Source organism: Pantoea sp. BL1 (assembly GCF_000963985.1).
GTDB lineage: Bacteria > Pseudomonadota > Gammaproteobacteria > Enterobacterales > Enterobacteriaceae > Pantoea > Pantoea rwandensis_B.
Window position 1 is genome coordinate 48,916 of sequence record NZ_JZRH01000030.1, and the last position, 25,187, is coordinate 74,102.

At 55.2% G+C, this 25,187-nt stretch carries 21 protein-coding genes; 12 read left to right on the forward strand and 9 right to left on the reverse strand.

Features of this window, described 5'->3' with window-relative positions; genetic code table 11:
• Positions 1–75 precede the first annotated feature (75 nt).
• The gene (locus tag VH86_RS14725; protein ID WP_045833351.1) at positions 76–1,410 is read left to right on the forward strand and encodes an aromatic acid/H+ symport family MFS transporter; all 1,335 of its coding nucleotides are present in this window, start codon (positions 76–78) and stop codon (positions 1,408–1,410) included.
• 88 nt (positions 1,411–1,498) lie between these two features.
• Positions 1,499–2,836, forward strand: a complete 1,338-nt coding sequence (locus VH86_RS14730) for a VOC family protein (protein ID WP_045833352.1) — start codon at positions 1,499–1,501, stop codon at positions 2,834–2,836.
• Positions 2,837–2,905: 69 nt separating this feature from the next.
• Here the strand turns inward: VH86_RS14730 and VH86_RS14735 are convergent, their stop codons facing one another.
• Entirely contained in the window at positions 2,906–3,340 is a 435-nt protein-coding gene (locus VH86_RS14735) for a DoxX family protein (protein WP_045814209.1), read from the reverse strand.
• Between the two features lie 192 nt (positions 3,341–3,532).
• Between VH86_RS14735 and VH86_RS14740 the strand changes: the two genes are divergently transcribed.
• Together VH86_RS14740 and VH86_RS14745 are read left to right on the forward strand one after the other, a co-directional pair.
• Positions 3,533–5,050, forward strand: coding sequence for a carboxylesterase/lipase family protein (locus VH86_RS14740; protein ID WP_045833438.1), 1,518 nt, complete (start codon positions 3,533–3,535; stop codon positions 5,048–5,050).
• Positions 5,051–5,263: 213 nt separating this feature from the next.
• The gene (locus VH86_RS14745) at positions 5,264–6,940 is read left to right on the forward strand and encodes a methyl-accepting chemotaxis protein (protein WP_045833353.1); all 1,677 of its coding nucleotides are present in this window, start codon (positions 5,264–5,266) and stop codon (positions 6,938–6,940) included.
• On the opposite strand, the gene VH86_RS14750 is transcribed toward VH86_RS14745, so the two are convergent.
• The gene (locus tag VH86_RS14750) at positions 6,898–7,779 is read right to left on the reverse strand and encodes a LysR substrate-binding domain-containing protein (RefSeq protein ID WP_045833354.1); all 882 of its coding nucleotides are present in this window, start codon (positions 7,777–7,779) and stop codon (positions 6,898–6,900) included. The genes VH86_RS14745 and VH86_RS14750 overlap by 43 nt on opposite strands.
• Before the next feature lie 126 nt (positions 7,780–7,905).
• On the opposite strand from VH86_RS14750, the gene VH86_RS14755 reads away from it, so the two are divergent.
• Entirely contained in the window at positions 7,906–9,072 is a 1,167-nt protein-coding gene (locus tag VH86_RS14755) for a methionine aminotransferase (protein ID WP_045833355.1), read from the forward strand.
• 14 nt (positions 9,073–9,086) lie between these two features.
• Complete coding sequence (locus VH86_RS14760; RefSeq protein ID WP_045833356.1) at positions 9,087–9,866, forward strand: transporter substrate-binding domain-containing protein; 780 nt, start codon at positions 9,087–9,089, stop codon at positions 9,864–9,866.
• Between the two features lie 165 nt (positions 9,867–10,031).
• Here the strand turns inward: VH86_RS14760 and pepT are convergent, their stop codons facing one another.
• Positions 10,032–11,258, reverse strand: a complete 1,227-nt coding sequence (gene pepT, locus VH86_RS14765) for a peptidase T (protein WP_045833357.1) — start codon at positions 11,256–11,258, stop codon at positions 10,032–10,034.
• Positions 11,259–11,371: 113 nt separating this feature from the next.
• Here pepT and VH86_RS14770 point away from each other — a divergent pair, with 113 nt between their 5' ends.
• The gene (locus VH86_RS14770) at positions 11,372–12,967 is read left to right on the forward strand and encodes an ABC transporter substrate-binding protein (RefSeq protein WP_045833358.1); all 1,596 of its coding nucleotides are present in this window, start codon (positions 11,372–11,374) and stop codon (positions 12,965–12,967) included.
• Positions 12,968–13,021: 54 nt separating this feature from the next.
• On the opposite strand, the gene VH86_RS14775 is transcribed toward VH86_RS14770, so the two are convergent.
• Positions 13,022–13,948, reverse strand: coding sequence for a LysR family transcriptional regulator (locus VH86_RS14775; RefSeq protein ID WP_038646865.1), 927 nt, complete (start codon positions 13,946–13,948; stop codon positions 13,022–13,024).
• Positions 13,949–14,096: 148 nt separating this feature from the next.
• Here VH86_RS14775 and VH86_RS14780 point away from each other — a divergent pair, with 148 nt between their 5' ends.
• Both VH86_RS14780 and VH86_RS14785 read left to right on the forward strand, forming a co-directional pair.
• Positions 14,097–15,518 carry a M20 family metallopeptidase gene (locus tag VH86_RS14780; RefSeq protein WP_045833359.1) on the forward strand — a complete coding sequence of 474 codons (1,422 nt, stop codon included), beginning with the start codon at positions 14,097–14,099 and terminating at the stop codon, positions 15,516–15,518.
• Positions 15,515–16,789, forward strand: coding sequence for an MFS transporter (locus VH86_RS14785; RefSeq protein ID WP_045814217.1), 1,275 nt, complete (start codon positions 15,515–15,517; stop codon positions 16,787–16,789). The genes VH86_RS14780 and VH86_RS14785 overlap by 4 nt, the downstream gene beginning before the upstream one ends.
• 160 nt (positions 16,790–16,949) lie before the next feature.
• Here VH86_RS14785 and aldA read toward each other — a convergent pair whose 3' ends face one another.
• The 3 genes from aldA to VH86_RS14795 all read right to left on the reverse strand — a co-directional run bounded on the left by aldA (position 16,950) and on the right by VH86_RS14795 (position 19,021).
• Positions 16,950–18,386, reverse strand: coding sequence for an aldehyde dehydrogenase (aldA, locus tag VH86_RS14790; RefSeq protein ID WP_045833360.1), 1,437 nt, complete (start codon positions 18,384–18,386; stop codon positions 16,950–16,952).
• A gap of 198 nt (positions 18,387–18,584) precedes the next feature.
• Positions 18,585–18,683: a YoaK family small membrane protein gene (locus VH86_RS25765; RefSeq protein WP_141399000.1), complete on the reverse strand. Its 99-nt coding sequence runs from the start codon at positions 18,681–18,683 to the stop codon at positions 18,585–18,587.
• Between the two features lie 14 nt (positions 18,684–18,697).
• Positions 18,698–19,021 (reverse strand): hypothetical protein, encoded by a 324-nt coding sequence (locus VH86_RS14795; protein ID WP_038646873.1) that lies wholly within the window; start codon positions 19,019–19,021, stop codon positions 18,698–18,700.
• A 366-nt stretch (positions 19,022–19,387) separates the two neighbouring features.
• On the opposite strand from VH86_RS14795, the gene rhaT reads away from it, so the two are divergent.
• Positions 19,388–20,425 carry an L-rhamnose/proton symporter RhaT gene (gene rhaT, locus VH86_RS14800; RefSeq protein ID WP_045833361.1) on the forward strand — a complete coding sequence of 346 codons (1,038 nt, stop codon included), beginning with the start codon at positions 19,388–19,390 and terminating at the stop codon, positions 20,423–20,425.
• Positions 20,426–20,469: 44 nt separating this feature from the next.
• Here rhaT and rhaR read toward each other — a convergent pair whose 3' ends face one another.
• Both rhaR and rhaS read right to left on the reverse strand, forming a co-directional pair.
• Entirely contained in the window at positions 20,470–21,336 is an 867-nt protein-coding gene (gene rhaR / locus VH86_RS14805; RefSeq protein ID WP_045833362.1) for an HTH-type transcriptional activator RhaR, read from the reverse strand.
• 14 nt (positions 21,337–21,350) lie between these two features.
• Positions 21,351–22,172, reverse strand: a complete 822-nt coding sequence (gene rhaS / locus VH86_RS14810; RefSeq protein WP_045833363.1) for an HTH-type transcriptional activator RhaS — start codon at positions 22,170–22,172, stop codon at positions 21,351–21,353.
• Between the two features lie 289 nt (positions 22,173–22,461).
• Between rhaS and rhaB the strand changes: the two genes are divergently transcribed.
• Positions 22,462–23,943: a rhamnulokinase gene (gene rhaB / locus VH86_RS14815; protein WP_045833364.1), complete on the forward strand. Its 1,482-nt coding sequence runs from the start codon at positions 22,462–22,464 to the stop codon at positions 23,941–23,943.
• On the forward strand, positions 23,927–25,183 hold the full coding sequence (locus VH86_RS14820; RefSeq protein ID WP_045833365.1) for an L-rhamnose isomerase: 1,257 nt from the start codon (positions 23,927–23,929) through the stop codon (positions 25,181–25,183). Before rhaB ends, VH86_RS14820 begins: the two co-directional genes overlap by 17 nt.
• Positions 25,184–25,187: the final 4 nt, after the last annotated feature.

Consider the following 25,187-nt stretch of genomic DNA (forward strand, 5'->3'; position numbering starts at 1 on the left):
AACGATGAGCTATCATTAGCGCCGTTTTTTTTACCAAAACTGATGATTAAACGATGAATGTGCAGGAGTTGATCCGTGACCACCGTTGAAGCCGTAGATGTTCGCCAGCTGATTAATCAGAGTGCGCTTAGCCGTTGGCAAAAACGCCTGATTGCGCTGTGCTTCATCGTTGTTGCGTTGGATGGCATGGACATCGCGCTGATGGGCTTTATCGCTCCGACATTGAAAGCCAGTTGGGGCGTCACTAATCATCAGCTTGGCATGGTGATCAGCGCCGCGCTGATTGGCCTGGCCTTAGGTGCCATGGTGGCGGGGCCATTGGCCGATCGCTACGGGCGGCGTGTGATGATACTGCTCAGCGTGGGTTTTTTTGGCCTGTGGACGCTGGCAACCGCCATGGCGCAAAACATCGATCAAATGATGTTATTCCGTTTTCTCACCGGCCTTGGCCTCGGTGCAGCTATGCCTAACGTTGGCACGCTGGTAGCAGAGTATGCACCGGAGCGTCGACGTTCCTTCATCATTACCGTGGTGTTCTGCGGTTTCACCTTTGGTGCCGCATCGGGCGGATTTGCGGCTTCCTGGCTGTTGCCTCGCTATGACTGGCACTCCGTGATGTTGATGGGTGGCGTCTTGCCGCTGATTGTGTTGCCTTTCCTGCTGCGCGGCTTACCGGAATCCGTGCGCTTCCTGATTAGCCGTCGCGCACCTGCTGCACGTATTCATGCCATTTTGGATCGCATGCTGCCTGGCGTCGTTGAGCCGAACAGCCATTACCAGTCCACTGAACAGGTTGTCGTGCGGCGTGGCGCAGTGGCGACGGTGGTGTCCCGGCGCTATCTCTTCGGCAGCCTGATGTTATGGGGCGGCTACTTTATGGGGCTGTTCCTCGTCTATCTGATTGGCAGTTGGATGCCCTCGCTGATCAACACGCTGGGAATGTCGGTGACGGAAGCCGCCATCGTTACGGCGATGTACCAGGCGGGCGGCACGGTAGGTTCGCTGTTTGCTGGCTGGCTGATGGATCGCATCAATGCCAATATCGCGCTGGCGGCGATTTACTTCTGTGGCGGTATTGCGATTGTCGCGCTCGGCTTCTCTCCGGCGGAAGTGGGATTAATGAGTGCCATCGCCTTCTTTAGCGGCTTCTGCTTTAACGGCGCCAACACCGGCATGAATGCGCTGTCGGCCAGCTATTACCCTACGCACGCGCGTGCGACCGGTTCCAGTTGGATGCACGGTGTGGGGCGCGTCGGCGCGATTATGAGTGCTTTTGTCGGCGCAGAACTCCTTTCGCTCGGGTGGTCGTTCAGCCAAATCTTCCTGTTGCTGGCGATTCCAGCGGTGCTCACCACGATCATGCTGGCCCTGAAATGCCGCTTTGGTGACCCGTCAGACCGGGCTGAGTGACAGGGCGATCACAGTTCCACGAAATTCCTCCACGGTGATAAAGGGTTGATCTACATTAGCAACAACCCTTAACGCCGAGGTGATGACCATGGAAAACTTTCTCACCAGCGATGCGATTCGCACGCTGTTCTCGCAAGCGATGTCCAGTATGTATCAACAGGAAGTGCCGCAATATGGCACCCTGACGCAACTGGTCACGGCCGTGAATGAACGTACGCTGGAAGCACAACCCACTTTAAAAAACCGTCTCGCCGCCGCCGATGAACTGGACCGACTCAGTGTGGAACGTCACGGTGCAATTCGCGTGGGAATGGCAGAAGAACTCAGCACACTGCGCCAGATGTTTGCGGTGATGGGGATGGAACCGGTGGGATATTACGATCTCTCGCAAGCGGGAGTGCCGGTTCACTCCACCGCGTTCCGTCCGGTCACCGACAGCGCATTGCGCCGCAATCCATTCCGCGTGTTTACCTCTCTGTTACGGCTGGAACTGATTGATGACGCCGCGCTAAGGGAAAAAGCCGCAACTATTTTGGCCGCACGCGATATTTTCACGCCGGGTTGTCGCGCATTGATCGCTCAACATCAACAGCAGGGCGGTTTAAATGCTGCGGACGCAGCGCGTTTTGTCAAAGAGGCGCTGGAAACCTTCCGCTGGCATGCCCACACCACCGTGGACAGCCTGACCTATCGGGCACTGAGTCAGCAACATCGATTGATCGCCGATGTGGTGTGCTTCCAGGGGTGCCACATCAACCATCTGACGCCGCGCACGCTGGATATCGATCGCGTGCAAACCTTGATGCCCGCGCGCGGCATCGATCCCAAAACCCTCATTGAGGGGCCACCACGGCGCGAGGTGCCGATCCTGTTACGTCAAACCAGTTTTAAAGCGCTGGAAGAGGCAGTGCATTTTAATGACGGCACTCCCGGCACCCATACTGCGCGCTTTGGCGAGATTGAGCAGCGCGGCGCGGCACTGACCCCCAAAGGACGCACACTGTACGACCGTCTGTTGGCGGAAGCAGGCACCGGCAGCGATAACCAGCATCATCAACAGCATCTGAGCGCAGTGTTTCGTGATTTCCCTGATGATGAAGAAGCCCTGCGTGAACAGGAACTGGCGTGGTTCCGCTATCGTTTGACCGCTAAGGGCATCCAGCATCCTCCGCAAATGGGGGAAACTCTGGCCCAACTTCTCGCTGAGGGACGGGTGCAGGCAGAACCGATTGTGTATGAAGATTTCCTGCCAGTGAGTGCAGCGGGGATATTCCAGTCTAATTTGGGCGACGAAACGCACGCACGCAGCGCGGGCAATGCCAGCAGGGCGGATTTTGAAGCCGCGTTAGGCGCAGCGGTGCAGGATGAGATGGCGTTGTATCAACAGATGCAGCAGCGCAGCCTGGCACGTTGCGGTATCCGTTAGCGGCATAAGAAAACCGGTCTGTGAAGTGGTATCACCACTTCAGCAGACCGGCTTCATTTCTTTTGATTTTTATTGCAAGCGCGAATCACGCACCAGCGTGTACTTCCCGGCACCCAAAAACATGATGGCGAGTGCGCCAAGCAGATAAAGAGCCTCTGTTTCCAGAGACCAGGCGCCAACATCTGTGCGATGCCAGACTGCGCCCATTTTTACCAGCAAGGTCGCAACAACCATGTTCACCGCGATAATGAAGGCCGCAGGGCGCGTCATTAAACCGATGATCACCATAACAGGTGCCACTATTTCCCCGATGTAAGCACCGTAAGCGATGAAACCTGGCATGCCTTTAACGGCCAGCAGATGGGCGATCCAGTCGACGCCATGCATCACTTTGAATTCGCCATGAAACAGCAGCAGGCCGCCAAACGTCAGACGTAACAGCAGTTTACCAAAGTCCGGGTGATCGCTCATCCGATTGAACATCTGGTTGATACCACCAAACATCGCGCTTCTCCGTCTCGCCAGGTTAACTTGTAACCTTAAAGCAATACGCCATGCCAGGGTTAGCCAAAAAATTTGATGGAGATGTTCAATGGATCGAAAGCATATTCGGCTTAATCTGCAAATGCTTTCAGAACATGGACATTCGCTCAAGGCCTGCAAATAATGGAACCAAGCTTGATCTGGGAACCCGAGATGAAAAACGAACGACGTCTGAGGATCATGACCGCAGAGGGTGAGCTCAGAGGCCTGATTGACGATGATCTTTTTGTCTTCAAGGGAATACCTTACGCCGCACCGCCCGTGGGCGCACTGCGCTGGCGTCCGCCACAGCCGGTTGCGCCCTGGCAAGAAGTACGTGAAGCCACGCAATGGGGGGATGCCAGTTGGCAAAACCGGGATTATTGCATGGCAGTGGGTGGCGGCGATCCGGGTCGGTTCAATGAGGATTGTCTGTACCTGAATATCTGGACACCAGACGTTGAGCCCTCCCGTCCCTTGCCGGTGATGGTGTGGCTGCACGGCGGGGGCTTCACCATCGGCGCAGGTAGTCTTGATCCCTATCGTGGCAAAGCCTTAGCCGCGCAGGGCGTCGTCGTGGTCACGCTCAATTATCGTCTTGGCCACTTTGGCTTTTTCGCCCATCCGGCGCTGGATGCTGAATACCCGCAAGAAGCGGTGGTGAATAACTTTGCCTTGCTGGATCAAATCGCTGCGCTGCAATGGGTTCAACGCAATATTCCTGCCTTTGGCGGTGATCGCCACAATATCACGCTGTTTGGAGAATCATCGGGTGCGCGCAGTGTGTTGTCTTTGTGCTGTTCTCCGCTGGCTGAAGGGCTGTTCCACAAAGGCATTGTCCAGAGTGCATACAGCCTGCCGGATGTGCCGCGCAGGAGGGCGCAACAGATCGGTAAACAGGTTGCCGCGCATTTTGGCCTGCCGGATCACGCCTCTGCTGAACAGCTTCGTCAGTTACCTGCCGATCAATTCTGGCCGCTGCAACGTCCACTGGGATTAGGTCCGGTGGAAATCAGCGGTGATGCGGTGCTCCCCAAACCGATGCTCGAAACCTTTATGGCCGGTAAACAGCATCGGGTGCCGTTGATGGTGGGAAGTAACAGCGATGAAGCCAGCGTACTGGATTATTTTGGTGTGGATCCTGCAACGGTGTTACAGCAAATTCGTCGCAAAAATCGCCTGAGCTATGGCCTGATGAAATGGCTATACGATATTCACGACGATACCTTACTGGGCCGGTCAGTGGCGCGAGACATGGCGTTTACTGTGATCCCATTACTGGTGGCGCAGTCTCAACACAGTATTGGCATGCCTGCCTGGCGATATTGGTTCGACTATGTGTCAGAGAATGCCCGCGACCTCTATCCACATGGCACCTGGCACGGCAACGAAATCCCCTATGTATTCAACACGCTGACCTCGCTTAAACCGCTGCCTGAGCGGGATTACACTGCCGCAGATAAGCGCTTTGCCGATATGGTCAGTACCTATTGGGTGACTTTCGCCCGGGATGCCAGTGAGTTTAGCTATCAGTTGCAGGGCCAAATCGACTGGCCGGTGTGGCGTCCCCGTGAAGATCTGACACTCGCCCTCGGTGATCAGGGTAAACCGCAAGCGGTATTGAAGTCGCGTTTTATGCGTGGGCGTCTGCGTTTGTTTCGTCTCATGATGCGCAGCCACGTTAAGCTTTGATGAGCAGGCTAATAGTGAAATTGCGCAAATGAATCCTTAAGGCAAATAACGCGTTAACTGATTGATTAATGATAACAATGGCAGCCATCCCTCTTAAGCAGACAGCAATTAATTAGCTTATTAAACCGTTACATTTTCCCAATCCACTGCCGATAAACGCAATATGCCCGATTTTATCGGGCCTCCTACGCGTTTCACACCAAGGGATTATGTATGGGAATCTTAAAAAACTTCACTATTCGCGCCGTCATGCTGACTATTCTCGGGCTGTTTTGCCTGCTGTGGTGCGGTGTCGGATTATTTAGCGTGCATTCTCTCAATGCCCTCGGCGAAGGGAATGAGATAGACCGTGAGCTGGTTAATCAGATGACGGTACTGAGTAAAGGCAACGATCAATATTTTCGTGTGGTGACGCGTCTATCCCGCGTGATGGAAGGTCGTGCATCGGGTGCTGCAGTGAGCGCGGAGGCATTCGCACCGGTGCAACAGGCGCTGGAGAGTATGAAAGCGCAGCTGGTGCAATTCAAAGCGATGGCACCCGGCCCGATGGACAGTGAAACGGTTAACAGCGTTATCGCCAGCTGGCAGAAATTGCTGGATGAGGGGATTGCGCCGCAGGTGTCGCTGGCACAGCAGAGCACCGTTGAAGCTTACCGCACACAGGCCAATAACGTGACGCCCGCCCTGAGCCGCGCCTTTGGCACCAGCGCGGAAGCGTTCAACAAAGCCGCAGGCATTAAGCTGGATGAAACCCGTGTCACCGTCGATAAACTCACCAATATTACCAAGGTGATTATTCTGGTTGCCGTGGTGTTCGGCCTTGTCATTCTGTTGTTCACCGACCGTTATCTGGTGGCGATGCTGGTGAAACCGCTGGAGCGCGTGCGCAACCATTTCGCGGTGATTGCGCAGGGCGATCTCAGCCAGCCAGTAGAGGATTTTGGTCGCAACTGCGTCGGCAAACTGGTGCCGCTGTTGCGTGCGATGCAGGACAGCCTGCGTGAAGCAGTGAGCGCCATTCGCAGTGGAACAGAGAATATCTATCGCGGGGCGGCAGAAATTTCATCCGGTAATAACGATCTCTCCTCACGCACTGAAGAGCAAGCAGCTGCGCTGGAGCAAACGGCAGCCAGCATGGAGCAGCTCACGGCAACGGTGAAATTCAACGCCGACAACGCCCGTCAGGCCAGCTCGCTGGCAGAAACGGCCACCGGCACCGCACAGCAGGGCGGCCGTCTGGTGGGGGAAGTGGTCACCACCATGCAGGGCATTTCCGGCAGTTCGAAGAAAATCGCTGAGATCACCAACGTGATCAACAGCATTGCTTTCCAGACCAACATCCTGGCCCTTAACGCCGCCGTTGAAGCTGCGCGTGCGGGCGAACAAGGTCGTGGTTTCGCGGTAGTGGCCAGTGAAGTACGTAATCTGGCACAGCGCAGTGCGGGTGCGGCGAAAGAGATCGCCACGCTGATTGAAGATTCCGTCCAGCGTGTTGATAAAGGCTCTGCGTTGGTCAGCAGCGCGGGCAGCACCATGAACGATATTCTGAAGTCGGTACAGGATGTGAATGAGATCATGAAGCATATCGCGGCCGCTTCCGAAGAGCAGAGCAAGGGCATTTCGCAGGTCGGCACCGCCGTCACGGAAATGGACAGCGTGACCCAGCAAAACGCCTCGCTGGTGGAGCAGGTTTCTGCGGCGGCCAGTGCGCTGGAGCGTCAAACGGAAGAGTTGCAGGCTTCTGTCGCGAAATTCCGTCTGTCGGACAGTGCGCCGTCAGGCAAAGCTCAGGCCGCGCCAGCCAGCACCGTTCTGCGCCGGCCGCTGCTAACCAGTACGCCCGTCGCTCAATCGAAGTCGGCCAGCGCCGATGAGTGGGTTTCATTCTGAGGCTGACACAACCACGCCACCAGATCCGGCAGGAACGGTGGCGCATCCTGTTCTGCACACTGTAAAAGGCTGTACGCTGCCCCGGTGGCCACGCTGTTGGCAAACGGGGCAATCAAGCGACCATTCGCCAAATCATTTTGCACCAGTGTCACATCCGCCACCGTGGCACCAAAGCCCTGAATTGCCGCGCTGATGGCAAGATCCATGGTGGCAAAGTGCTGATTGCGTGCCATCGGCACCTTCGCCGCTTGATCCGCCAGCCACATTTGCCAGTCGCGAGCATCATTGGTGGGATGCAAAAAAGTAAACCTCGCCAAATCGCTGATGCTCACGGGCGGCGTGACGTTACTGCCCAAAACCGGCGTCAATCGCTCATCAAATAAACGAATGGAACCAGCAGGGGGCGTGCCAAACACAATCGCCGCATCAAAATTTTCCAACTGTGAAGCGTGATCCAGCGTGGTGGTGAGCGCCACGTGGATTTCTGGCCGCTGTTGCTCCAGTGCCACCAAACGCGGCACCAGCCAGCGCATGGCACAGGTCGGTGCTTTCAACCGAATCGAGGCATTGCTGCGGCTGGCTTTCTCTGTCGCGTTCACCAGCATGGCGTAACCTTGCTGCAGTTCGGGCAACAATGTCGCACCTTGTTCGGTGAGATGCAGACCGCGCGCATGACGGGCAAACAACGGAAATCCCAGCCAGCTTTCCAGCGTAGCGATTTTACGGCTCACCGCCCCCTGCGTAATGCACAACTCACTGGCCGCGCGCGTCAGATTGAGATGACGTGCAGTGACCAGAAATGCATGGATGGCATTTAGCGGTAGTGCAGAGCGGGACATAATGACCTCAAGCTATGATTTTTAATCATGGCTATTATGACAACAATTCGCTTGTCGACTCAAGCGTCACGCCGTTGAATAGAAATCTACTTTCCTTACGTGGTTATGCAACCTTGTGGAGCAACGATGACCTTGAATAGCAGTGTTAACATCTCTTCCAAACAGCCCGATGTCGGCACGACGATTTTCAGCGTCATCGGCCAGCTATCGGCACAACATAAAGCCATCAACCTGTCGCAGGGCGCGCCGAATTTTCCATGCGATCCGCATCTGGTGGAGCTGGTCACTAAAGCCATGCGCGAAGGTCATAACCAATATGCCTCTCTTACCGGTTTACCCGCGCTGCGTGAAGCGCTGGCCGAAAAAGTCGAGACGCTTTATGGCCAGCGCTACGATGCGGGTAGCGAAGTGTTGATCACCGGCAGCGCTAGCCAGGGAATTTACATGGCAATTTCTGCGCTGGTGCACCCTGGCGACGAAGTGATTTTCTTCGAGCCGGCGTTCGACAGCTATGCGCCAGTGGTACGTTTGCAGGGAGCAACCCCGATTGGCCTGAAATTGCAGGTGCCGGATTTTGCGATTAACTGGGATGAGCTGCGTGCCACCATCACGCCGCGCACCCGCATGATCATTATCAACACCCCGCACAATCCGAGTGCACAGGTGCTGACGCCAGCCGACCTGGAACAGTTGGCAGCCTTGACCTGCAACACGGATATCGTGGTGCTGTCCGACGAAGTCTACGAACACATTCTGTTTGATGGTCGTGCCCACTGCGGCATGGCTACCCATCCGGAACTGGCGCAACGCAGCGTGATCGTTTCCTCTTTTGGCAAAACGTTCCACGTCACCGGCTGGCGTGTGGGTTACGCGTTGGCACCGGCCGCGCTGATGGAAGAGATTGTAAAGGTGCATCAGTTCATGATGTACGCCGCCGATACACCGATGCAGGTGGGTTTTGCGCACTATCTGCAGAATCCGCAAAACTACCTGCAGCTGTCACCGTTCTATCAGGAAAAACGCGATCGTCTGCTGTCATTGATGCAAGATTCGCCGTTTAAGCTGCTGCCGAGCGCGGGATCCTTCTTTATGTTGGCCAGTTACGGACATTTCAGTGACGAAAGCGACAGTGAAATGGTAAAACGTCTCATCGTCGATCATGGTGTGGCCACCATTCCGTTGTCGGCGTTTTATATGGACGGCACTGACAATAAATTAATTCGCCTGTCATTCGCGAAAGACGACGCAACACTGCAGGCTGGCGCGGAAGCGCTGTGCCGTGTTAAAGGGTAATTAGGGGAAGAATAATGAAAAAATTAAACGCACTGTTTGTGGCGCTGGGTATGCTGACCTCAGCACACGCACTGGCACAGGAAACCTTACGCTACGGTCTGGAGTCACAATATCCGCCGTTTGAAAGCCGCAACGCACAGGGCGAGCTGGAAGGTTTTGATATCGAACTGGGCAAAGCGATTTGCCAGGTCGGTAACTTTGACTGTAAGTGGGTGGAAAGCAGCTTTGATGCGCTGATCCCGGCACTGCAGGCGAAAAAGTTTGATGCGATCAACTCGGCGATGAATATCACCGAAGCGCGTGCTAAAAGCATCGATTTCACCAAACCTATCTACCGCATTCCCACCATGCTGATCGTCAAAGCGGGTGAGAAGTTGCTGCCAACTGCCGAGTCGCTGAAAGGCAAAAACATCGGTGTGTTGCAGGGTTCTATCCAGGAAACTTACGCTAAGAAGCACTGGGAGCCGCAGGGTGTGACCGTGACCTCTTATCAGGACCAGAACCAGGTTTATAACGACATGGTCGCGGGCCGCCTTGATGGCACGCTGGTGATGTCTGCTGCAGGCCAGTCTGGTTTCCTTGATAAGCCACAGGGCAAAGGTTTCGCGTTTGTCGGCAAGCCGGTTGAAGATGACACCATCCTCGGTTCAGGTATCGGTTTTGGTCTGCGTAAAGGTGATGCCAAGCTGAAAGGTGAACTGGATGCGGCTATCACAAAAGTGCAGGCTGACGGCACCATCACCAAGCTGGCGGCGAAATTCTTCCCTGGCATTGATGTGACCGCTGCGAAATAACATCAAGCGCCATACTGGCGCGCTGCTCCGTTAAAACCGGATTAAATTAAGGCTGCCATTGTTCACTCATGGCAGCCTTTTTCGTTTACGTCGGAGTCGGTGGCATCGCCTCTCAGCGGTTGCCGGGCCGCTGACAGCGTTAAGATCTGCCGGTAAGGATCGGGCTTATTTCGCCGCCAGATAACACAGCGCTTCGGCTACCTGATACGATTTCACAAACGACGGCACTGGTAAAAACTCGAAGCGTGAATGGAAATTGTGTGCGCCGGTAAAGAAGTTCGGTGTCAGCAATCCTTTTGCCGATAAAGCCGCACCGTCTGTGCCGCCGCGCATCGGGATGACTTTCGGCTCCACACCCACTTGTTCGAGCGCCGCAAATATCAAGTTAATTGCACGACGATCTTCCCCAATGGCATTACTGATGTTGCTGTAGGTGTCGTTAATGGTGAGTGAAACATGCCCGGTGGGGTTAAGCGCGGCGATCTCATCTGCGACTTCCACCAACTGCTGTTTTTTCTGATCGAAACCCAGTAAATCAAAGTCGCGAATCGATGCCTTCAGCACCGCACGGCTGGCATTGGCATTGATATCGTTAAACCAGATATAGCCTTCACGTCCTTCGGTATGCTCTGGCGTGGCCAGGCGATCGAAACGTGAGATGAAGTCGTGCGCCATCAGCAGTGGATTAACCAGCACGCCTTTGCCGGACATCGGATGCGCCGGCACGCCGGTAAACACCAGTTCCGCCGCCGCCGCATTAAAGTTCTCATACACCACTTCGCCCAGCTCACAGCAATCGATAGTCCAGGCAAAATCGACATTAAAGCGAGTGTCCAAATCCAGCGCTTTGGCACCGCGCAGCCCAATTTCCTCATCCGGTACAAATGCCACCACGATGTCGCCATGATCGCCTTTCAGATTCTCCATCAACGTCATCACCACCGTCACCGCTGCTTTATTGTCGGCGCCGAGCACGCTGGTGCCATCGCTAAAGATGATCTCCTGACCGTGATAGGGCGCAATCTCCGGGTGTTCCGCTACGCGCAGCCAAATATCCTGCTGCGTGTTCAGACACAAATCATCGCCGTTAAACGTCAGGGTTTGCGGGTGGATATCCGCTGACAAACCCACGTCCACCGTGTCGATATGGGTAATAAAGCCGATGCGTGGTGCATCTGGTCGATTGCCCGGTTTCACCGCCGTCACCGTCGCATGCTGATCGATGACGATATCCTGCAGCCCAAACTCACGCAGTTCCTGCGCTAGCAGCTCCGCCATCGCATGTTGTGAAGGGGTGCTGGGCAGCGTGGTGGATTTGGCATCGCTCTGGCTGGAAACCGCCAGATAACGGTAAAAACGTTGGGTCAGTTGGCGAGCGAGTTGGTCTGTCATCACATTTCCTTATTAGCTTTGCGCGATGTGCATTACACACCTCGGATAAATCGTGTTATTTATCAATAAATACCGATGCGGGCTCATGGAAGTCAACAAAAACGAGGATCACAATGAAAAAGATGATGGCAAAGTTCACACTCAGTGCGTTGTGTTTAGCGGTGGCAGGCGGGGTATCGGCAAAAACGCTGGTTTACTGTTCTGAAGGTTCGCCTGAGAATTTCAATCCGCAACTTTACACTTCAGGTACCAGCGTTGATGCCAGCGCAGTGCCTATTTTCAACCGTTTGGTGGACTTCAAGCCCGGCACCACGGAACTGGTGCCAAGTCTGGCTGAAAGCTGGGATATCAGCCCGGACGGCACGGTTTACACGTTTCACTTACGCAAAGGGGTTAAATTCCAGAGCAACAAACTGTTTAAACCTTCTCGCGACCTGAATGCCGATGACGTGATCTTCTCGTTTATGCGTCAGATGGATGCCAAAAATCCCTACCACAACGTCTCCGGTGGCAACTACAGCAATTTCGATAGCCTGGAACTGGCGAAGCTGATCAAGAATATAGAGAAGGTGGATGACAATACGGTGCGCATCACGCTGGCGCATGCGGAAGCGCCGTTCCTCGCAGATTTGGCCTGGTACTTCGCCTCCATTCACTCTGCGGAATATGCCGATCAGATGCTAAAAGCGGGCACACCAGAGAAAGTCGACATGGAGCCGATCGGCACCGGTCCCTTTGAGCTGGTGCAATATCAAAAAGACTCACGCATCCTCTACAAAGCCTTCCCGGATTACTGGCAGGGTAAAGCGAAACTGGATCGCATTGTCTTCTCCATCACCCCGGACGCCTCGGTGCGCTATGCCAAGCTGGAGAAAAACGAGTGTCAGGTGATGCCGTTCCCGAATCCTGCCGATCTGGAAAAAATGCGCAGCAACCCGGATCTGACGCTGGAGCAGAAGTCGGGGCTCAACACCGGTTTCCTGTCGTTCAATACCACCAAAGCGCCGTTGGATAACGTGAAAGTCCGCCAGGCACTGGCGATGGCCATCAACAAGCAGGCGATTATTGACGCGATATTCAAAGGCACTGGCACGGTGGCGAAAAATATTCTGCCGCCGGATGTCTGGAGTGCAGATAAGGATCTGAAGGATTACGATTATGATCCGCAGAAAGCCAAAGCGCTGCTACAGGAAGCAGGCATTAAACCCGGCACTGAAATCGCGCTGTGGGCGATGCCGGTGCAGCGCCCTTATAATCCAAACGCGCGACGAATGGCGGAGATGATTCAGGCCGATTGGGCGCAGGTGGGCATTAAAGCCAATATCGTCAGTTATGAGTGGGGTGAATACCTGAAGCGCGTGAAGGGCGGCGAGCATCAGGCGGCGCTGATGGGCTGGACCACGGCGACGGGCGATCCGGATAACTTCTTTGGCCCGCTCTACAGTTGCACCTCGGCCAATGGCGGCTCCAACTCCTCCAAATGGTGCTATCAGCCGTTCGAGAAGATCATTACTGAAGCGCGCGCGGAGCAAAATCACGACAAGCGCGTCACGCTGTATCGTGAAGCACAGCAGATCATGCACGATCAAATGCCTGCGGTGATGATCGCCCATTCAACGATTTTCGAGCCGGTGCGCAAAACGGTGAGCGGATATACCGTCGATCCGTTTGGTAAACACATTTTCTATCCGGTCGATATTAAGAACTGATGACGGGCAAGTGCCGCTAAAAGGCGGCACATTGTGTTGAGCGCGCGTGGCGTATCAAGGCTTCCAGCGTTGACGCAATGGCTCCTCCAGCGCGTTCATTTGCTGCAGTAAAAACGTCATAAACACATTCAGGGCGGCACTGCGAGGTCGCCCTGATTGCGCCTGTAACTGCAAGTTGCGCTGACTCAATTGATCGATCCCCACCGAGCGCAATATCAAGCCATGCGTTTCCGCTTCCTGTAACACAGTAAAGGCACTGCAAATGGTCAGGGCCAGCGGTGTGCGCAACAGAAAGTGGAACAGCGTTGAAAAGGTATCGCAGGTGATCACCGGTTCAATCAGATTGCCGCTCATATGACTTGCCAACTCAAACAGCTGGCGCACGGTGGTGTTTTGCTGTGGCAAAGCCAGCGGATAGTGGCTGACATCGTTCAGGGTCACGTGTGCGGCGCTGGCCAGCGGATGGCTCTGATGCATCACCAGCAGCACCGGGGCGGGCCAGGAACCGATGACTTCCACGCCGCGTTCAGCGTGCAGGCTGAATTGCAGTGCCAAATCGCACTCGCCGCTGCGCAGCAGTTCAGCGACACCTTGCGTACTTGCCACTTTGATATCAAACAGCACGCCGGGATTATCCTCACGGAAGGCGGCAATCATGCGCGGCAGCAGCGTAAAGGCTAATCCATCGGTACAGGCCACGCGAATCAGGGTGCGTCGCACGGCCTTCAGCCCCTTAATTTCTGCCAGCGCGTACTCCATCTCCAGCATCGTTTTGCGTACGTGATGGGCGTAAATTTCACCGGCTTCATTCAGCACCATCCCGCGCGCATGCCGGTCAAACAGGGGCACGCCCACCTGGTTTTCCAGTCGCTGAATTTGTCTGCTGATGGCAGACACCGCCACAAACAGCTGTTCACTGGCCGCGCTGAGCGAACCGGTATTGGCAACGGCCAGGAAATAGCGGATTTCATTGCTTATCATGCGGATGCCTCATACTGGTGCATGCCTCGAAATCGGGCAGCGGAGCTTTGCCAAAAAAGCAAATCATACTCGATAAATTGATAATTGTGGCAAAGCAAGGTTTCCGCAAAGATGACAAAACCAAAATACCAATAAAAGACATGCAAACATGACAGCACAACAAGCGGTACAACAAGCCACCGCCTGGTTCGACAGCGGGGAATTTCAGGAAACATTGGCTCGACGTGTGGCGCAACGCACCGAAAGCCAGCGCCAGGATCGCGACAACGAATTACAGCGTTACCTGCAGGATGAGATTGGCCCACAGCTCATCGCGCTGGGCTTCACCTTACATTTTATCGACAACCCTGAAGCCGCCCATCGCCCATTCCTGGTGGCGGTACGCATCGAAGATCCGGCACTGCCGACCTTGTTGAGTTACGGACATGGCGATGTGGTGTTCGGTGACGACGAAAACTGGCGTGAGGGGTTATCGCCGTGGCAGTTGGTGGAAGAGGGCGACCGCTGGTACGCCCGTGGCAGCGCGGATAATAAAGGCCAGCACTGCGTGAACCTCGCAGCACTCGAACAGGTGTTCAAGGCACGCGGTGGACGGTTCGGTTTCAACTGCAAAATGCTGTTTGAGATGGGTGAGGAGATCAGCTCGCCGGGTCTGGCTCAGCTGTGTCAGCATCATGCTGAACTGCTGAAAGCCGATCTGTTTATCGCTTCTGACGGCCCGCGTCTCAATGCGGTGCGCCCAACCCTGTTCCTTGGCTCCCGGGGGGCGGTGAACTTCCGACTCACCGTTACCGCGCGTGACAACGCCTATCACTCCGGTAACTGGGGCGGCTTATTGACCAATCCAGGCACTCAGTTAGCCAACGCCATTGCTTGCCTCGTGAACGAAAAGGGCGTGCTGCAGGTTGAGGCGCTGAAACCTGACTCTCTCACTCAACAAGTGCGCGACATCCTCAGCGACATCGAAGTGGGCGGGATGCCAGGGGATCCCGAGATTGATACCGCCTGGGGCGAGCCGGCGCTCTCTCCGACAGAAAGACTCTACGGCTGGAATACGCTGGAAGTCCTCGCATTCCTGACGGGCAATCCGGCACGTCCGATGAATGCGATTCCCGGTGAAGCCACGGCGGTGTGCCAACTGCGCTTTGTGGTCGGCACCGATTGGGAAAACCTGGCCCAGCATGTGAGCGAGCATCTGGCGCAGCACGGTTTTGACTACGTGAAAGTGGAGTTTATGCGCGGGTCACCGGCCACGCGACTCGATCCTACCGATCCGCTGGTGGATTGGGTGCTGGCGAGCATGGCAGAGACCAGCGGCAAAAAACCGGCGTTGCTGCCGAATCTCGGCGGCTCACTGCCGAACGAAGTGTTCTCTGACATTCTCGGACTGCCGACATTGTGGGTGCCGCACTCTTACCCGGCCTGCGGTCAGCATGGCGTCAACGAACATATGCTGAAGTCGATTGCGCGTGAAGGTCTGCAAATTATGACACGCCTGCTGTGGGATCTCGGCGAGCAAGGTAGCGAGCTGGTGGCTAAACACCGTCAGCACGCGGGAGGTGCTGCATGAGCACGCTTAACACAGCTGCCCCATTGAGCAGCACCAAACCGAATCTGCATAAAACGCTGTTTGCCACCTGTATCGGCAATGCGCTGGAGTGGTTTGATATTGCGGTGTATGGCTTCTTTGCCAGCTACATTGCCCATGCGTTCTTCCCTACCAGCGATCCCTCCGTCTCCTTGCTGCTGACCTTTGGCAGCTTCGGCGTCTCGTTCCTGATCCGTCCGCTGGGCGCGATTGTGCTCGGCAACTATGCCGATCGCCACGGGCGTAAAAAGGCGCTGCTGCTGTCGATCAACCTGATGATGTTGGGTGGCGCGGTCATCACCTTTATGCCTGGTTACGCCAGCATTGGCCTGATAGCGCCGCTGCTGATTTTACTGGCGCGTCTGGTGCAGGGCTTCTCGGCGGGGGGTGAATTCGGTAGCTCGACAGCGTTTCTGGTCGAGCATTTCCCGGAGCGCAGGGCGTTTATCGCCAGCTGGCAGTTTGCCACCCAGGGCGCAAGTACCTTGCTGGCCTCGGCGTTTGGTCTGGGACTGACGCAGATCCTCACGGAAAGTCAGATTCAGGATTGGGGATGGCGTATCCCGTTTGCCTTCGGGCTGCTGATTGGCCCATTGGGCATCTATATCCGCCGTCATGTGCATGAGCCTGCCAGTTTTGAAGCGCAAGCGCCTGAGGCCGCTCCGCTCAAGCGTCTGTTTGGTCGTCAAAAAGAGCTGATGCTGCTGGCGATTGGCCTGATGGTGATCTCCACCGCCGTGAACTACATGCTCAACTACGTGCCAACTTACGCTACCAAAAACCTGCATCTGCCGGGTTCTGCCGCGTTCACCGCGACGTTGCTGGCAGGGGTGATCCTGACGGTGGTGACGCCGCTGATGGGGCTGTTAGCGGAGCGCGTGGGCCGCGTGCCGTTGATGTGGGGCTCGCTGATCATGCTAATCGTCACCATTTATCCGGCGTTTAAGCTGGTGGTGAATCACACCACGCCGACCACCTTGATCATTCTGGTGTGCTGGATGGCGTTGCTGAAATCGATCTATTTCTCGACGGTCCCTTCAGTGATGGCCGACCTGTTCCCCATTGGTACTCGCGCCAGCGGGATGGCGATCAGCTATAACGTCGCGGTGACGGTGTTTGGTGGTTTTGCACCGCTGATTTGTACGCTGTTGATCAGTGCCACTGGCACCAGCCTCGCGCCAGGCTATTACCTGATGGCGATGTCGGTACTGAGTGGATTAGCCTTACTGCGCAGTCAGAAGCGCATCGCGTAAAGACGATTGAGTTGCGCCGTACCTGAAAGCGAACAGCTTAAATAGTGAAGAAGAAGTGTGGCTGCGCGTGCCATTGCGCAGCCTTCAAAAGCCGCCATTCCTGGTGCAGTTCACCTCATGGCAATGCCTGGCTGGCAGCTTATCCAGCCAGGTACTTCACTCAGGAAAACTGCAAATAGGCCACGTGGGTTTGCAGATACTCTTCCAGTCCATGACGTCCATCTGCACCACCGATACCCGATTTGCGCCAACCCGCATGGAACCCTTGCATCGCCTCGAAGTTCTCGCGGTTGATGTAGGTCTCACCAAACTTCAACTGACGCAACGCAATCATCGCCGTGTTCAGATTTTGCGTGTAGATCGAAGAAGTCAGGCCATATTCACAATCGTTAGCCAGCGCGACGGCTTCATCCAGAGTTTTAAAGGTCATCACCGGTAATACCGGCCCAAAGATCTCTTCGCGCATGATCTCCATCTCCTGACGCACACCGGTAATGATCGTCGGTTCGAAGTAGAATCCTTTATCGCCCACGCGCTTGCCACCCAGAACCACTTTTCCGCCCTCAGACACCGCTTTGGCCACTTTCTGCTCCACGCGTTCCAGTGCGGCGGCGGTGATCAGCGGGCCCATGTCGATATCAGTTTGCTCGGCTGGGTTGCCAAACTTCACCTGTTTCATTGCTGCAGTCAGTGCGCTGATGAAGCGATCATAAATGCCTTCCTGGACGTACACGCGTTCCGCACAGTTGCACACTTGCCCGGTGTTGATTACGCGAGAGCTGACAATGGCCTTCACAGCGAGATCCAGGTCCGCATCATCCATCACAATGGCTGGCGCTTTACCGCCGAGTTCCAGCGACACCTTGGTGACGTTTTTCGCGGCGGCTTGCATCGTAGCAATGCCCGCACCCACGCTGCCGGTCAGGCTCACTAAACCGACCTTCGGGTTGGCGGCCATCTCCTGACCGACTTCGGGGCCATAGCCAAACACGAAATTGATCACGCCTTTCGGCAGGCCGATCTCATGAATGATCTGCGCAAAAATCGCTGCATTGTTAGGGGTGAGTTCACTGGGTTTGATGGCGATAGTGTTGCCGGTAATCAGCGCCGGAGCGGCTTTACGCGCAATCAGGAAGAAAGGGAAATTCCAGGGCAAGATGCCGGTGGTGACACCGATGGCTTTCTTGAACACGAAGATATTTTCATTTGGGCGATCGCTATTGACGATTTCACCTTCATAACGACGCGCCCATTCGGCCATGTAGTCGAGGTAATCCGCGGTGAACAGCACTTCAGTCTGCGCCAGCCCCTGAGTTTTACCGCCTTCCGCCACAATGGTGGCCGTCAGTTCGGCTTCACGCTGGCGGATACCAGCAGCAATTTTACGCAACCAGTTACCGCGCTCAACGGCGGGCAATGCTTCCCAGGCAGGTTGTGCTGTTTCTGCCGCTGCAATCGCCTGTGCTGCATCTTGCTGTGTGCCTTGCGGCACCCGCGACAGCAGCGTTTCAGTCGCTGGATTGATGACCTCAATCCACTTATCGTTCTGATCGTTTACAAACGCGCCATTAATGTAGTGTTGATGGTGTGTTGTCATCTGTAGGGTCTCCGCGATCGGTTTCGTTAGCATGGTGTGAATCGAGAGTGAAACAGATCAAGGTGTAGCACCTTTTTGTCAGTGCCAGAGCGGATGACGGGATGGCAGAGAAGGGAAGAACGATACGACAGACGCAGCATTCCTGATGAAATGCCGCGTATTCAGCGTGTTAGTAAGAAAAAATTTTATGCAGAAAGATCAGGAACCCGGCACCGCCGCGCCGCTGGCGATAAACCACGCGAGGAAACTGACGCCAGCAATGATGATGGCAATAGGGAAGAGCAATCCGATTTTCATAGATATCCTGATCGTTAAGCGAGTTGAACAATGGCGCGATGGGTTTTCATCATACTGAACAGCTGAAATTGGCTGGCGTCATCCACCTCGCGCAGATGTTCGCCTTTCTGATAACGAATGCGGTGAATATGACCGAGTTGACGCCACACCACGATGGCCGAAGCCAGCAGGGCGCAGTTCTCTTCGCTCTGGATGCAGTCAAGTGTGGCGTAACGCTCTTCATCCAATCCATTAATGAAAACGTTCAACGCCTGAGGCGGCACAATGGCGCGGATATCATCCAGCATCACGCGGCTCACCGGCTGCGACAACAGCAGCGTCAACCTTTTGCTATTCATCTCATTCCTTCGTTGCGATGATTTTTCCAACGTTATACGGAATTCGCCACGTCGGGGAAAGCTCATCGGGCGGCTTTGTGTGACTGCCATGTTAAACAGCAGGCTGGCAGTCAGTCAAAAACTGTGTCGATCAACACAACAAAAATAAAAAATATCCCCAATAATAAGTGACTTATAAAAACCAGCCCGATTGATGCCTGCAAATGCAATTTTGTGATCCTCATGTTGAAGACCCGCCGAATTTTGCCAGCACCGCGCGCTTTCCGGCAGCCATCCAAAGGCTGATGAAAAGCTGCGCACCGTAGACTGCTGCTAATCGGGAAACTGTCAGTTTCCTGTGGGCCTCAACCTTACGAAGGAATAACAATGAACAGTGCCATTCTTGCCGGTATTTTATGGCATCTGGTGGGTGCCGCCAGTGCCGCATGTTTTTATGCTCCGTTTAAGCAGGTAAAAAAGTGGTCATGGGAAACAATGTGGTCAGTCGGCGGCGTGATGTCATGGCTGATTCTGCCCTGGGCGGTCAGCGCGGTGCTGCTGCCCAACTTCTGGGCGTATTACGGTAGTTTTAGCCTCTCGCAACTGCTGCCGGTGTTTCTGTTTGGTGCCATGTGGGGCGTCGGGAATATTAACTATGGCCTGACCATGCGCTATCTCGGCATGTCGATGGGCATTGGTATCGCCATCGGTATCACGCTCGTGGTGGGCACCCTGATGACTCCGCTGTTGCAGGGACGCTTTGTTGAGCTGTTCAGCTCGCCGGGCGGACGAATGACGTTGCTAGGCGTACTGGTGGCGTTGGTGGGTGTGGCGATCGTTTCACGTGCCGGTTTGTTGAAAGAGCGAGCACTCGGCATCAATGCAGAAGAGTTTAATCTGAAGAAAGGGCTGGTGCTGGCGGTACTGTGCGGCATCTTCTCAGCCGGGATGTCTTTCGCGATGGATGCGGCGAAACCGATGCATGAAGCGGCAGTTAACCTGGGCATCAATCCGCTGTACGTGGCCTTACCCAGCTATGTGGTGATCATGGGCGGCGGCGCGTTAGTGAATCTGGCCTACTGCTTTATCCGCCTGGCGATCAAACCGGAACTGTCGGTACGCCGCGATTTTTCAGTGGCAAAACCGATGCTAATGGCCAACGTGGCATTCGCCGTGCTCGGTGGCACCATGTGGTATCTGCAGTTCTTCTTCTATGCCTGGGGCCACGCGAAAATCCCTGCGCAATATGACTTTGTCAGCTGGATGCTGCACATGAGCCTGTATGTGCTGTGCGGCGGATTAGTCGGCCTGGTGCTGAAAGAGTGGAAAGCAGTAGGGCAGCGCCCGGTTCGCGTGCTGTCGTTGGGTTGTGTGGTGATCATCATCGCGGCCAACATCGTTGGATTAGGCATGGCCAACGGTTAATTAACTCGCCTTGCTGTAAAAAGCCTGACGCACGGCAAGGTGCATCAGGCTTTTATTTTATCGGTCAGTGATGTGCGTTGCGGGAGAAAGCGCTGGCGCCAGGCACTCGGCGTCAAACCCGTATCCCGCGTAAACACCACCGAGAAGTAATTGCTGTCATCAAAGCCGCAGCGTGCGGCCACTTCACTGATTAACCCATCCTGCGTACGCAGCAAATATTTTGCCTGGCATAATTGCAGTTGTCGCAAGTAGTGGCCAACTGTCATGCCGGTTTGCTGACGAAACAGCTGCTTCAGTGCACGCTCATTTAATTCATTTTGTTGGCAAAAATCGGCTAAGTCGAACGGACGATGCAGTGCACCCTGTAAGGCAGACATCAGCAAATCAAGCTGTTCACCTTCCGGCAGCGCCCATGGACGGTCGGCGGCATAACCATGGCGACGCAAGATCAACGCCAGCTGCAGGAACAGGGCTTCAGAGAGCTGAATCGACAACGAATCGCTTTTACGGCTTTCCCGTTCCAGCTGGCTGATTACCCCTCGTGCCAGCACCATGCCGCGCGTGGTTAAGCGCCAGCAACCTGGTGCATCATCGTCCTGCGGGGGCAGCAGCTGGCTCCAGTCCAGACTCAGGCGAAAGCGATCGCGGCAATAGAGGATGTTATCCAGCGCCAGATCGTTGACGCTGTCATAGCTGTGGCAATCATTGTCACGGATATAGAATACATCGCCGCAGGTGATCAACCACGGGCGGTCATTGAGCACGTGCAAGCCGTTACCGCGCCAGACGATCACAATTTCACTGAATTCATGACGATGCGGTGGGAAGGAGGGCTGAGGCATGCGTTCGGCCACCGCAATCGGCAGATTGGTGGCCGGGAAATAGTCTTCGCGCGTCAAAATCAGCGACATGGTAACCACTCCAATTACAACATCTGCTGGCGCTCCGCTCGGGGCGCGCAGCCAAATTCCCGCCGAAACAGCGTGGAGAAGTGGTTGCTGTCACCGAATCCACACTGATAGGCGATGTCCGTTATGCGCATATCGCTATGACGCAATAAATGCCGGGCCTGCAATAAACGCAGCCGATTCAGGTAGCGCTGCGGCGTATTGCCGGTTTGCTGCTTCATCTGGCGATGCAGGGTGCGCAGCGAAAGCGAGAAGCGGTCGGCCAGCGCATCCCATTCAATATCATCACTGTAGTGCTCATTGAGCCAGTCAAGCAACCGATGCAGGCGTGCTTCCTGATCCTGCGCCTGATCGTTGTGACCGGCTTCGCGCAACAGCACCAGCAGTTGCAAGAACAACTGTTCCTGATGCGCCTGACGCTCTAGCGACCAGACCTCCTGCTGTTTCATCTGCGTCACAATCTGCAGCGCCTGCGCCATCACCTTGTGATTGATACGCCAGTGCGACAGATAGCTGCCGTTTTCATCTCCGGGCAGCAATGACTGTAAACCTGAGAGAAAACGAAACGCTGCCGGGCTGCGGTACAGCACATTGGTCAGGCACAGGTTCTCTGTTTGTTCATACAGATGGCGATCGTGATCGCGTACAAAGCACACGCAACCGGCGCACAGGGTCTGCGGCTGGCCGTTAAACACGTGAATACCGGAACCTTGCTCAACCAGTACGATTTCATGGAAATCATGATGATGCTCAGGAAAGGCCTGCTGCGGTACGCGCGGCTCAATGGCAATCGCGTAGTTTCCTTCCGGAAAGAAATCAGCACTGTGCAGAACGGTCATGATGCGCCTCTCGATTAACAATTTTGTAACCGAGTCTACGCAGGCGCTGTGCACCTTACCTTGAAATTTAAACCGCACAGCGCAGGAAAATGGCGAATTATTCAAGATCGGCCAGGTGATTGATGGAATTGCGGTAAAGCTCACAACTCTGTTGTTCCTAGGTTCTGTGAGCTTTCTCACGATCATCTTTGCCAGCTTGCCAGCGACTATCACGCGCTGGCAGTAAGGGGAAGGTGGCGAGGCGCCTGTATTTATACGCTATGGCCATCTCATCACAGGAAGAAACGCCATGAGTATGCGTAACATTGTTGCCATTGATTTAGGCGCATCCAGCGGGCGCGTGATGCTCGCGCAATGGACCTCTGCTAACCAGCGCATCACCCTGCGTGAAGTGTGCCGTTTTGCCAATCAGCGTATTCGTCGCGCCGGTTATGACTGCTGGGATCTCGACAGCCTTGAGCAGGCGATTCGCGCAGGATTGGCGCAATTAGATGATGAGGGCATCGTGCCGGATAGCATCGGCATTGATACCTGGGGCGTGGATCTGGTGCTACTGGATGCCAACGGAGAACGCATTGGCGAAACGGTCAGTTATCGTGACTCGCGCACCGATGGAGTGATGGCGCAAGCGATCAATGAGCTGGGCAAAGCCGCCATTTACCAGCGCACAGGTATCCAGTTTCTGCCCTTCAATACCCTGTATCAGATGCGTGCGCTGCACCAGCAACAGCCGGACTGGCAGGCACAGGTCAAACATGCACTGATGATCCCGGATTATCTGCATTATCGTCTGACCGGCAACATGAACTGGGAGTACACCAACGCTACCACTACGCAGATGCTGAACATTGAAACTGGCGAGTGGGATAGCGAGTTGCTGTCGTGGGCAGGGATCGAAGCCGACTGGTTTGGCAAACCGACTGCACCGGGCAATACCGTAGGCAACTGGATCAATGCCAGCGGTAAAAAAATTCCGGTCGTGGCCGTTGCCACGCACGATACCGCCAGCGCAGTGCTGGCCACGCCGCTCATGCAAGACGACGCCGCTTATCTCAGCTCTGGCACCTGGTCCTTAATGGGCATAGAAAGTCTGCAACCCTGCGTAAGCCGCACTGCGCTCGATGCCAACATCACCAATGAAGGAGGCGCGGAGGGCTATCGGGTGTTGAAGAACATCATGGGCCTGTGGTTGTTACAGCGCGTTTGCGGTGAATTGCACATTTCAGATCTCTGCACATTGATTGACGCAGCGGAAAATGAACCTGCCTGTCGTGCCCTGATCAATCCCAATCATCCGCGTTTTATCAATCCTGCCAGCATGGTGCAGGAGATTCAGGACGCCTGCGCCGAGCAGCACATGCCGATTCCACAAAGCCCTGCAGCGCTGGCGCGCACCATTTTCGACAGCCTGGCGCTGCTGTATCGCCAGGTGATAGGCGAACTGGGCAACCTGCGCGGAGCACCGATTCGCCAGTTACATGTGGTTGGCGGTGGCAGTCAGAACCCATTATTGAACCAGTTATGCGCCGATGCCTGCGAAATGCCGGTGCTGGCCGGTCCGATTGAAGCCTCAACGCTCGGTAATGTCGGCTGTCAGCTGATGGCGTTAGGTGAACTGCGCGATGTGGCCGAGCTGCGCCGCTGCATCGACAAGAATTTCCCGTTAGAAACGTTTGTACCTCAGAATGCCAGCATCTTCGCTGCCCATCAGGCACGCTTTGCGGCACTGAGCCAACCTGCTAAGGAACTTGCATATGACAAAGCTGATTGAACAAGCCTTTGAACTGGCGAAACAACGCTACGCGGCGTTGGGTATTGATGTGGACCAGATCATGACGAAACTGGATGGCATCCCGGTGTCCATGCACTGCTGGCAGGGGGATGATGTTCGTGGCTTTGAAAACCCGAATGGCGAACTGACGGGCGGCATTCAGGCTACCGGTAACTATCCGGGGCGCGCTCGCAATGCAGATGAACTGCGCGCTGACATTGAGAAAGCAATGTCACTGATCCCCGGCTCCAAACGCCTTAATCTGCACGCCATTTATCTGGAAAGCGATGCGCCGGTTGAACGCGATGCCATTGAGCCGAAGCACTTTAGCGGCTGGGTAGAGTGGGCGAAATCCAACAAGTTAGGACTGGATTTTAACCCCAGCTGCTTCTCGCACCCGCTGAGCGCCGACGGCTTTACGCTGTCCCATGCGGATAAAGGGATTCGCCAGTTCTGGATCGACCACTGCAAAGCCAGCCGCCGTATTTCAGCGCACTTTGGTGAACAGCTCGGGACGCCATCGGTGATGAACATCTGGGTGCCGGATGGCATGAAAGACCTCACCATCGATCGTCTGGCACCGCGCGAGCGTCTGGCCAGCGCGCTGGATGAGGTGATCAGTGAGAAGCTCGACCCCCGTCATCATATCGATGCGGTGGAGAGCAAACTGTTCGGTATCGGCGCGGAGAGTTACACCGTGGGCTCCAACGAGTTTTGCCTCGGCTACGCCGCCAGCCGTCAAACGGCGCTGACGTTAGACGCCGGACATTTTCATCCAACCGAAGTGATTTCCGACAAGATATCCACTGCCATGCTGTATGTGCCGCGTTTGCTGCTGCACGTCAGCCGCCCGGTACGTTGGGATAGCGATCATGTGGTACTGCTCGATGATGAAACCCAGGCCATCGCCACGGAGATCGCCCGCCATAAACTGTTCGACAAAGTGCATATCGGCCTGGATTTCTTTGACGCCTCGATAAACCGCATCGCAGCCTGGGTGATTGGCACCCGCAACGCCAAAAAAGCGCTGCTGCGCGCACTGCTGGAACCCAGCGATCAGCTGCGGAAATGTGAGCAGGAAGGGGATTACACCGCGCGGCTGGCGCTGCTGGAAGAGCAGAAATCGTTACCCTGGCAGGCGGTCTGGGAAGCCTGGTGTCTGCGCCATGATGTGCCCGCCGATGCCAGCTGGCTGAGCGACGTGCGTCACTATGAACAACAAACATTGCGTCTACGTTAAGGGA